Genomic DNA, 9,068 nt, shown 5'->3' with positions numbered 1-9,068 from the left:
AGAGGGGCCAGAGGCATTCCTCGACGACCGATAGACAGTCTCACCGCTTCACGCCGCGGCCCTCACCGGATGGATACTGAACCGACGCACGCGGCCTTGACGCTCACCTCGTCGTTCTGGAACTGATGTATATATAGATCGAGCAGTATGTCCCAAGCGGGCTCTCCGAACATATCAGGATCAGTGAAGTAATTATTCCGAGCGCGACGATCTGCAAGCATTCGGACGGCAGACTCGTAAGCGACTTGATGGCGACTTTCAGGTAGGTTGGGGAGTTTCGGATAAGAGTCGCAGCCAGAGCTCAAGCGGAGTTCTTCCAAAATATGCTGCGCAGAGTCCAGCGTTTCGGCCAGCCGCTTAATTACATTCTTGTTCATAAGGCCACCCCCTGTGATGCTCCATATACGATCTATAGCAATCAGGTGAGAATCCGAAACCTAACAAATATTGCAAATTAGCGATTAACTCTCCCCCGTAACTTGGTGCATTGGACGAATAGGGGTGCTTCGCCCAGATTTGACCTCAATTGGCATCGGGTGAACTGAGAACTCGCCATTATGCGCAATCTAACGCCGTTGCGTAATTGGCCTCGGCGAACTCCTCGCAGTAAGGCGCGCCGACGTGCCGTGCGAAGAAGGCGCGGTGGCGCGGGATCAGCGGTTCGACCGGCAGCTGCACGAAGTCCGCGCCGCCGGTGATGCATTCGTCGAGCAGGTCCAGCGGACCGGCATCGACCATGTCCTCGGCATCGTGGAACACCACCGCCCGGAACCGGCGCTGGCCGCGCTCCTCGTCGACGACAAGCGCGGCGTAGAGCCGATTGAGACAATCGGCTTTGGTGGTCGGCCCGTCGCGGTCACGGATCACCAGCCTCAGCCGCGGATCGGCCCTGACGTGACCCCCAGCTTTTCCCCAGCTGGGATTAGAGCCGGGCGGTTGTCTTGGGCATCAGCGCGGTTGAAGCAAGGGGCTGCGTAGCGCAGGCCGTAGGGCGGAGCGAACCAAGCCGTTGCTTGTTCAGTTCGGCGGCGAACGCCGCCGGTGTAGCGTATTCCAAGACCGAGTGCGGTCTCTCCCGGTTGAAATCCTCGACCCAGGCGGCGATCTCGACCCGTGCATGGGCAAGGCTCATGAAAGAGAAGCTCGTCCCGCATACGGCCGTTAAAGCTCTCGACGTAGCCGTTCTGCATCGGCTTGCCCGGAGCGATGTAGTGCCATTCCACGCCACTCTGGCCGCACCACGCGAGCACGGCATTGCTGGTGAGCTTGGTGCCATTATCGCTGACGATCATGCCGGGCTTGCCCCGCTGGGCGATCAGCTGGGTCAGCTCGCGCACGACGCGGTGCCCGGCTCGAGGAATCCGGCACAGCCGCGAGGCACTCCCTAGTGACGTCATCGACCACGTTGCGCACCCGGAACCGCCTGCCAGAAACCATCTGGTCATGGACGAAGTCCAGGCTCCAGCGCTGGTTCGGCAGCGCCAGCACAGGAGGCGGTGCCCTGGACCCGACAGCACGCTTGCGGCTGCGCCGCCGCCTAACCGCCAGACCTTCCTCACGATACAGCCGCTGAGCCTTCTTGCGGTTGATCATCACGCCCTCCGGGCGCAACCGGATATGCAGGCGGCGGTAGCCGAACCGGCATCGCTGGTTGGCCATTCCGCGCAGCTTCTCGCGCAGGGCATCGTGATCATCCCGAATGGAACGGTAGCGCACGCTCTTGCGATCGGCATCGATGACGCGGCTCGCCCGCCGCTCGCTTATCCCACGGCACGCCTGGAGATGAGCGGCAGCCTCCCGCTTCGCGGCGGGCGTCACCACTTATTTGACAGCAAATCCTTCAGAGCTACGTTGTCCAGCATCGCATCGGCCAGCAGTTGCTTGAGCTTCACGTTCTAGCTCTCGAGCTCTCGCAAACGCCGGGCCTCCGACACCTCCAGCCCGCCATACTCAGCCTTCCAGTTGTAGATCGTCGCTTCAGAAACCACGTGCCGCCGGGCCAAATCAGCGGGCTTCGCGCCCGATTCCGCCATCTTCAGCACCCCAATGATCTGCTCTTCCGAAATCCTTGCACGCTTCAACGTCTGTCCTTCCTCAAGGCCAGACTCTAATCGTTCGTGAAGGAAAATTAGGGGGTCACGTCACACCCGGCAAGGAATCGCTGCCGCTCCTGCCAAGTCACATCTGAAGCCAGGCCAGCGCGCCAGCTGCAAGGCTGCCTAGGATGAGCACAATGAGCAGATCGATCTCCCACCATTCCCCGCCTTGAGCCGCCTCGTCACGTATCTGGAAGATACCTGCGATCCAAGATCTCAAGAGCCTCATGCGATCTGCTTTTCCATCCTGAACCTGTCGACAATAAGTGTTCGCGGCCCCCAGTTGCAGCCATAGATCAAGGTGCCCTACGTCACAAGTTTGCCAACGATCTTCTGCATGGCTTGTGGACATCGAACTCTCCGAGGTCGTTGGTCACATCGGGAGATATCAGCTAAGGAGGGCATCACATTGCTTACAGCATGCCAGATTTTCCACGCTCAAGGGCGACTGGCTCAAGCTACTTTATCCTGTCAGCCAACATATCTGAACGATTGATTGGATCCGTTCGACCCTGACTTCTCCGGTCGCCCGAACCCATCCGAGCCCTTGGTCGCTCGGCGTCAGCGGATCTCGGAAAACACGGGTTACCGCACTGCAACAGGCATAAGAGCAAGATTAGACATCGCGGCCAATTGCCACCAAAATGAATGGGTCATATGCGCTGCTGAGCGACAAGCCGGTTTGCCATCTGCCCCGCGCCCTCGAGGCGGGCTGCCGGACACGGTGAACCTCAACGCGTCCAAAACGCATGAAAGAACCAAACTCCACCACTTATCCCAAACAGTCAGGGAAGCACGTCAGAGCTCGGTCAAGCTGCATAAGCGCTGTCAAAGGATATGCAAGCAACCCTGACTTAAAGCATCGCCGGATAATCTCGCGCCGGCAAGTAATTTGCAGCGCTCGTCACAGCGTGCGGATGATGCCGGAGAAATCGGTGGCGGCGTTTTCGGCGGCGAAGGCCTCGTAGATAGCCTTGGCGTGCTGCCCGAGCGCGACGGTCGCGCCCGCGCCTTCGGCCGCTTCCATCGCCAGCCTCAGGTCCTTGAGCATCAGCCCGACAGCGAACCCTCCCTGGTAGCCGTTGTCCGCCGGGGTCACCGGACCGACTCCGGGGACGGGGCAATAGGAGGTCATCGACCAGCATTGGCCGCTCGAGACGCTAGAAATATCGTAGAACGTCTGCGCGTCGAGCCCGAGCTTGTCGGCCATGGCGAAGGCCTCGCAGGTGCCGATCATCTGGATCGCGAGCAGCATATTGTTGCAGATCTTGGCGGCCTGCCCGTTGCCCGCAGCCCCGGCGTGGATCACCGCCTTGCCCATTGCGGCGAGGAGCGGCTTCGCGCGGGCAAAGGCCTCGTCGCTGCCGCCGACCATGAAGGTCAGTGTGCCGCCCGCTGCCGCCGCGATTCCGCCGCTGACCGGCGCGTCGACCATCTGGTAATTGTGCGCCTCGGTCACCGAGATCACCTCGCGCGCCGTGGCAACGTCGATGGTCGAGCAATCGAGCAGGATCGCGCCTTCGGGCGCATGGCCGATCACGTCGTCCCAGTAGACCTGCTTCACGACCGCGCCATTGGGCAGCATCGAGACAACTGCCTCGGCGCCCGCGCAGGCTTCCCTGGCGGTGCCGAAGGTCGCACACCCCGCCTGACGCGCGGCGGCGAGCGCCGCTTCGCTGAGGTCGAAGGCGCGGACCTCGTGGCCTGCTTTCACAAGGTTCGCGGCCATCCCGCCGCCCATGTTGCCGAGGCCGATGAAGGCGATTTTCATGGCTATGCTCTCCCTTCGTGGCGGGCTTAGCGCCCCGTCCACTGCCCTTCGCGCTTCTCGATGAAGGCGGCCATGCCCTCAGCCTTGTCCTCGCTCGCGGCAAGGATCTGGAAGATCCGACGCTCGACGATCAGGCCCTGGTCGAGGCTGGTATCGAAGGCGGCGTTGACCATCTCCTTGTTGGCGATGGTGGCCATCGGCGGCATCCCCGCAATGGTCGCGGCGGTCTTGAGCGTCTCGGCGAGCAGCTCCTCGTGCGGCACCACGCGGGCGACGAGGTTGCTGCGCTCGGCCTCCTCGGCGCCCATCATGCGTCCGGTGAGGCACATCTCCATCGCCTTCGACTTGCCGATGGCACGGGTCAGCCGCTGCGATCCGCCCATGCCGGGGGCAACGCCCAGCTTGATTTCGGGCTGCCCGAACTTCGCCTTGTCCGAGGCGATGATGAAGTCCGCCATCATCGCCAGCTCGCACCCGCCGCCCAGCGCAAAGCCGTTGACCGCGGCGATCCAGGGCTTCCTCGTCTTCCTGACGATCTCGGACGTCCATGGCGCGAAGAAATCGTCGAGGTAGAAGTCGGCCGCAGGCTTGTCGGCCATTTCCTTGATGTCGGCCCCGGCCGCGAAGGCCTTGTCGCCGCTGCCGGTGACCACCGCGCAGAGCTGCGTGCTGTCCGCCTGATAGGCGGCGAAAGCCTCGATCAGCTCGGCCAGCACCTGCGAATTCAAAGCGTTCAGTGCCTGGGGGCGGTTGAGGGTGATGAGGGTCACGCCTCTGGTGCCCCGGGCGTCGGTCTCGACGAGAATGGTTTCGTAGGTCATCCTGTTCTCCTTGGCGCGTCATTGCGAGGAGCGGAGCGAGGCGGCAATCCAGAGCCGTTTCGCGCGGCGCTCTGGATAGCTTCGCTTCGCTCGCAATGACGATCGTTCAACTTGCGAGCGGCGCCCACTCCTCGCCTTCGGGCAGGGGCGCGAAAATCGCGTCGAGCAGGTCTTCGGTGACCTCCTCGGGGGTGGCGGGGTTCCACTTGGGATCGCCGGTCTTGTCGACGATCACCGCGCGCACCCCTTCGGCGAAGTCGGGACGGGTGAGCACGCGCGAGGCGATGCGATACTCCATGCGCATATTGGCGGCGAAATCCGTGAGACGCGCGCTCTCGGCGAGCTGGCGGAGCGCCACCTTGCAGGTCTGCGGGCTCTTGGTGCCCAGCGTGTCGCGCTCGGTCGCCGCCCAAGGGTCGCCGCTGTCGGCCGCCACCTCGAGACTGGCGAGGATATCCTCGTAGCGATCGGAGGCGAAGTGCTTGGCGATCCGGTCGGCATTCGCCTCGATCCGGGCCTTGGGCGGAGTACCCACGGGTTCGGCGAGGATGCCGGCGATGCGTTCGGGGCGATCGTGGATGCGCGCCTTGATGTCCTCGAGCATATCGTGGGGCAGGTAGTGGGTCGCGAGGCCCGTCCACAGGCACTCGGCCCCGTCGAGCCGCGCGCCGGTGAGCGCCAGGAACTGCCCGAGCCGCTGGCCGAGGCGCGAGAGATACCAACCGCCGCCGACGTCGGGGAACAGGCCGATGCCGGTTTCGGGCATGGCGAAGCGGGTGTTCTCGGTCGCCACGCGAAACTTAGCGGGCTGCGATATGCCCACGCCGCCGCCCATCGTGATCCCGTCCATGAAGGCGACGATGGGTTTGGCGTAGGCGTGCATCTGGTGGTTGAGCTGATATTCGTCGTGGAAGAACTTCCTCCCCGACACCCCGCCATCGTTCAACGCTGAATCCCGCAGGAAGGCGATATCGCCGCCTGCGCAAAAGCCGCGGCCCTCAGCATGGTCGAGGATCACCGCCTTGATACCGTCATCGGCCGCCCACTCGCTCAAGGCCGCGCTCATTGCGTGGCACATCGGCAGGGTCAGCGCGTGAAGCGCCTTGGGCCGGTTCAGACTGATATGGCCGATCGGGCCGTTGGTGCGGATCAGGACATCGTCGGTCATGTGCTTTTCCTTGTCGCTGCGCTCACTGGCGCAGCAGGTCCCGGCCGACGACCATGCGCATCACCTGGTTGGTGCCCTCAAGGATCGAATGCACGCGCAGGTCGCGCCAGAAGCGCTCGATGGGATAGTCCTGAAGGTATCCATAGCCGCCGAACAGCTGGAGCGCGCGGTCGACGATCGCGCTGCCGTTGTCCGTGGCGAGGCGCTTGGCCATGGCGGAGAAGCGCGTCTTGTCGGGCGCGTTGTCGGTGACCTTGGCGGCTGCAAGGTAGAGCAGCGCGCGCGCCGCCTCCAGATCGGTGGCCATGTCGGCGAGCATGAACTGAGTGTTCTGGAAATCGGCGACCGCCCGGCCGAACTGCTTGCGATCCTTGGTGTAGGCGATCGCCTCGTCGAGGCACCGCTGCGCGCCGCCCAACGAGCAGGCGCCGATGTTGAGGCGCCCCCCATCGAGACCCATCATCGCGATGCGGAAGCCCTCGCCCTCGCCCCCGACGAGGTTCTCCACGGGCACGCGCACATCCTCGAGGATCAGCTGCGCGGTCGGCTGCGAATGCCAGCCCAATTTCTTCTCGTTGGCCCCGAAGCTGACGCCGGGCATGTCCTTCTCGATCACCATGCAGGAGATGCCCTTGGGACCATCCTCGCCGGTGCGGACCATCGCGACATAGACCTCGTTCGCGCCCGCGCCCGAGATGAACTGCTTGGTGCCGTTCAGCACATAGTGATCGCCGTCCCGCCGCGCAGTGGTCTTCAGCGCCGCGGCGTCCGAGCCGGAGCCCGGTTCGGTCAGGCAGTAGCTGGCGATCTTGTCCATCGTCACGAGATCGGGAAGGTACTTCGCCTTCACAGCCGCGCCGCCGAAGCGGTCGATCATCCACGAGGCCATGTTGTGGATCGAGATGAAGGCGCTGGTCGAGGGGCAACCATAGGCCATCGCCTCCATGATCAGCGCCGCCTCCAGCCGCCCGAGGCCGATCCCGCCCGATTCCTCGGAAACATAGATCGCCCCGAAGCCGAGTTCGGCGCTCTTCTGGATCGTCTCGCGCGGGAAGATGTGCTTCTCGTCCCACTCGGCTGCGTGCGGGGTGATGGCGTCGGCGGTGAACCGGCGGGCGACCTCCTGGATCGCAAGCTGGTCGTCGGTGAGCTGGAATTGTCCGTTCATGGCGGGGTGCTCTAACGACCCTTGGCGCGAGGGAAAAGACCGCGCGGGACTTCATGTGTCATGAATTTTGCCCCCAGCGGAAGGCGGATGCAAATCCGGTGCGTCGGCCCGCCGCCGTCACGACGCGAGCCGCTCGAGGCGGCAGGCATCGGACCGGCCCGCCTGCGCGGCGGCGGCGAAGCGGGCGGCGTCAGGCGCGAGACGGCGGATCAGGATCACGCCCCTCGCCGTAGGACTGACGATCGCCCCTGGCTGGGGCGCGCTGCCGGGCGGGAGCAAGCGGATCGACACGCTCCGGCCGGTGCCGCGCAGGGTCGCGAAGTTGTCGGTTCGGGCGTCGAAGAAGGCGAGCGATTGGTAATCGGGCCAGGCGCCCATCGTGATGGCGAGCGTAGCGCCGGGATTAGCAAGATCGTAGCGGCACAGCGCATAGTAGAGATCGGGCGAGGAGCGCACCACTTGCTGGGTCTGCGGCGTGACCCGGCTGGGCGGCGTGAAGGCGTGCAGCGCCACCCCGCGCTCGGCCAGCGCGTCCATGGCCTGCGCCATGATGACGCTCGGCGCGAAGTGGAGCGTGAGCGCGTGCGCCGCCACAGTCGAGACGAGCAGCACCACGAAGGGCCCGATCCAACGCCTCATCCCGCACCCTCGCAGGACAGGCGCTCGATATGGGGCGGGGAGAGCGCGGCGGTGGGCTGCGCAAGCAGTTCCCGGCTCGGCATATAGAGCCGCAGGGTGAGGTCGAATTCGCCCGCCGCGCGGCTCGAGATCCACGCCGCGCCGCCCGCAGGCCGCCGCGGCGCGATGATCGCGGACCACGCGCCTTCGCCCGCGACCTCGGCATCGATGCTGAGCGCATCATCGTCGTTGGCAGGAAGCATGCTCGCGCCGTCATACAGCGTGACCGACCACCAGGCGGCGGGCATCGGATCTCCCGAGAGACGATAGGTGCAGCTCTCCCGCAAGCGCCCGCCCGCGTCGTCGGTTGCGCGGGTGAAATAGACCGCCTCGGTCTTGGCAAGCGCGAGCAGACCGTGGCGCGCCACGCGGGCGCGGGTATAGGGATCGGCGGCCTTCGATCCCACCGCGAAGTCGCTGCGCCAGCCGCCGACATCGACATCGCCGAACGCCAGATTGCGCCCCGGCGGCCACAGTCCCGCCATGAAAAGCGCACTGCCGAGGCCGAGCGCGCTCCCCGCCAGCACCGCCGCAAGATAGGCTAGGGCGCGCCGCATCATCCGGGGATCACCGCTTCGGCCTCGATCTCGACCTTCCATTCCGGGCGGCACAGCCACGCCACGCCCATCATGGTCGCGGCAGGCTTTGCCTCGTCGAAGAAGCGGGCATGGACAGCGCCCACCGCATCCTGATCGGCCGGATCGGTGAGCAACATCCGGGTGCGCACCACGTCTGCGGCGCTGCCGCCCAGCGCCTCGATCGCGGCGAGGATGATGGTGCACACGCGCGCCGCCTGTTCCGCCGCACCTCCCGGCGTCGTCGAGCCATCGGGCTCCACCGGACCGGTGCCGGCGACGCAGATCCGGTTGCCCTCCCGAACCGCGCGGGCGAAGCCGAACTGCGCCTCGTAGGGCGATCCCGAGGTGGCGCGGGCGCGCTGCGATCCGCCGATGCTCATCCGCAGGTGATACCGGTGATCTTCATCTTCTCGTCGTAGCGGACATTCACGCGGTCCTCGCGGTAGTCCATCGTCCAGGCGCCGTTCGGCGGTCCCCATCGCAGAGTGCGCGCGCCGGCATCCCTGAGGATCGCCGTGCCAATGGCTTGGGTGGCATCATGGCCGATATGGGACTGCGCCTTCTCGGCATTGCAGATCATCGACACAGGCGGGGGCGGCACTGCCTCGGCCCGGTCCGGCGTGCTGTCCGCAATGTTCACCACGCAGCCCGACAGCCCCAGCGCGCCAAACCCCGCCAGCGCCAAGCGCCATGTCCCGTTCGTCATTGGCGATCTCCCTCGTCCCGGTCGGCAGGCCTCAAGCCGCTCGCGCGGAAGGGTTAGCGATCGGACGCCCCGATGCAAGCCG

Annotated in this window: 10 protein-coding genes and 1 pseudogene; all 11 read right to left on the bottom strand. The window is 65.0% G+C overall.

Going from position 1 to position 9,068, the window contains the following annotated elements:
• Positions 1 to 62: 62 nt before the first annotated feature.
• The 11 genes and pseudogenes from OPU67_RS12435 to OPU67_RS12385 all read right to left on the bottom strand — a co-directional run bounded on the left by OPU67_RS12435 (position 63) and on the right by OPU67_RS12385 (position 8,986).
• Positions 63 to 377, bottom strand: coding sequence for a hypothetical protein (locus tag OPU67_RS12435; RefSeq protein ID WP_267620043.1), 315 nt, complete (start codon positions 375 to 377; stop codon positions 63 to 65).
• 178 nt (positions 378 to 555) lie between these two features.
• Positions 556 to 867, bottom strand: coding sequence for a hypothetical protein (locus tag OPU67_RS12430; protein ID WP_267620040.1), 312 nt, complete (start codon positions 865 to 867; stop codon positions 556 to 558).
• 55 nt (positions 868 to 922) lie between these two features.
• Positions 923 to 2,081, bottom strand: a pseudogene (locus tag OPU67_RS12425) (IS3 family transposase).
• Between the two features lie 919 nt (positions 2,082 to 3,000).
• Positions 3,001 to 3,867 (bottom strand): 3-hydroxyisobutyrate dehydrogenase, encoded by an 867-nt coding sequence (mmsB, locus tag OPU67_RS12420; RefSeq protein ID WP_267620038.1) that lies wholly within the window; start codon positions 3,865 to 3,867, stop codon positions 3,001 to 3,003.
• A 26-nt stretch (positions 3,868 to 3,893) separates the two neighbouring features.
• Positions 3,894 to 4,688: an enoyl-CoA hydratase-related protein gene (locus tag OPU67_RS12415; protein ID WP_267620036.1), complete on the bottom strand. Its 795-nt coding sequence runs from the start codon at positions 4,686 to 4,688 to the stop codon at positions 3,894 to 3,896.
• A gap of 106 nt (positions 4,689 to 4,794) precedes the next feature.
• Positions 4,795 to 5,856, bottom strand: coding sequence for an enoyl-CoA hydratase/isomerase family protein (locus OPU67_RS12410; RefSeq protein WP_267620034.1), 1,062 nt, complete (start codon positions 5,854 to 5,856; stop codon positions 4,795 to 4,797).
• A 22-nt stretch (positions 5,857 to 5,878) separates the two neighbouring features.
• Positions 5,879 to 7,024 carry an acyl-CoA dehydrogenase family protein gene (locus OPU67_RS12405; RefSeq protein ID WP_267620032.1) on the bottom strand — a complete coding sequence of 382 codons (1,146 nt, stop codon included), beginning with the start codon at positions 7,022 to 7,024 and terminating at the stop codon, positions 5,879 to 5,881.
• A 117-nt stretch (positions 7,025 to 7,141) separates the two neighbouring features.
• A complete protein-coding gene (locus tag OPU67_RS12400) occupies positions 7,142 to 7,663 on the bottom strand; it encodes a DUF1254 domain-containing protein (protein ID WP_267620030.1) in 522 nt (173 codons plus the stop codon).
• Positions 7,660 to 8,262, bottom strand: a complete 603-nt coding sequence (locus OPU67_RS12395; protein ID WP_267620028.1) for a DUF1214 domain-containing protein — start codon at positions 8,260 to 8,262, stop codon at positions 7,660 to 7,662. The genes OPU67_RS12400 and OPU67_RS12395 overlap by 4 nt, the downstream gene beginning before the upstream one ends.
• Positions 8,259 to 8,660 (bottom strand): RidA family protein, encoded by a 402-nt coding sequence (locus OPU67_RS12390; RefSeq protein ID WP_267620026.1) that lies wholly within the window; start codon positions 8,658 to 8,660, stop codon positions 8,259 to 8,261. Before OPU67_RS12390 ends, OPU67_RS12395 begins: the two co-directional genes overlap by 4 nt.
• Positions 8,657 to 8,986 carry an I78 family peptidase inhibitor gene (locus tag OPU67_RS12385; RefSeq protein WP_267620024.1) on the bottom strand — a complete coding sequence of 110 codons (330 nt, stop codon included), beginning with the start codon at positions 8,984 to 8,986 and terminating at the stop codon, positions 8,657 to 8,659. Before OPU67_RS12385 ends, OPU67_RS12390 begins: the two co-directional genes overlap by 4 nt.
• Positions 8,987 to 9,068 lie beyond the last annotated feature (82 nt).

The sequence above is a fragment of the Erythrobacter sp. WG genome (genome assembly GCF_026586795.1).
Classification (GTDB): Bacteria; Pseudomonadota; Alphaproteobacteria; order Sphingomonadales; family Sphingomonadaceae; genus Erythrobacter.
This window is presented reverse-complemented; position numbering and strand designations above follow the sequence as displayed.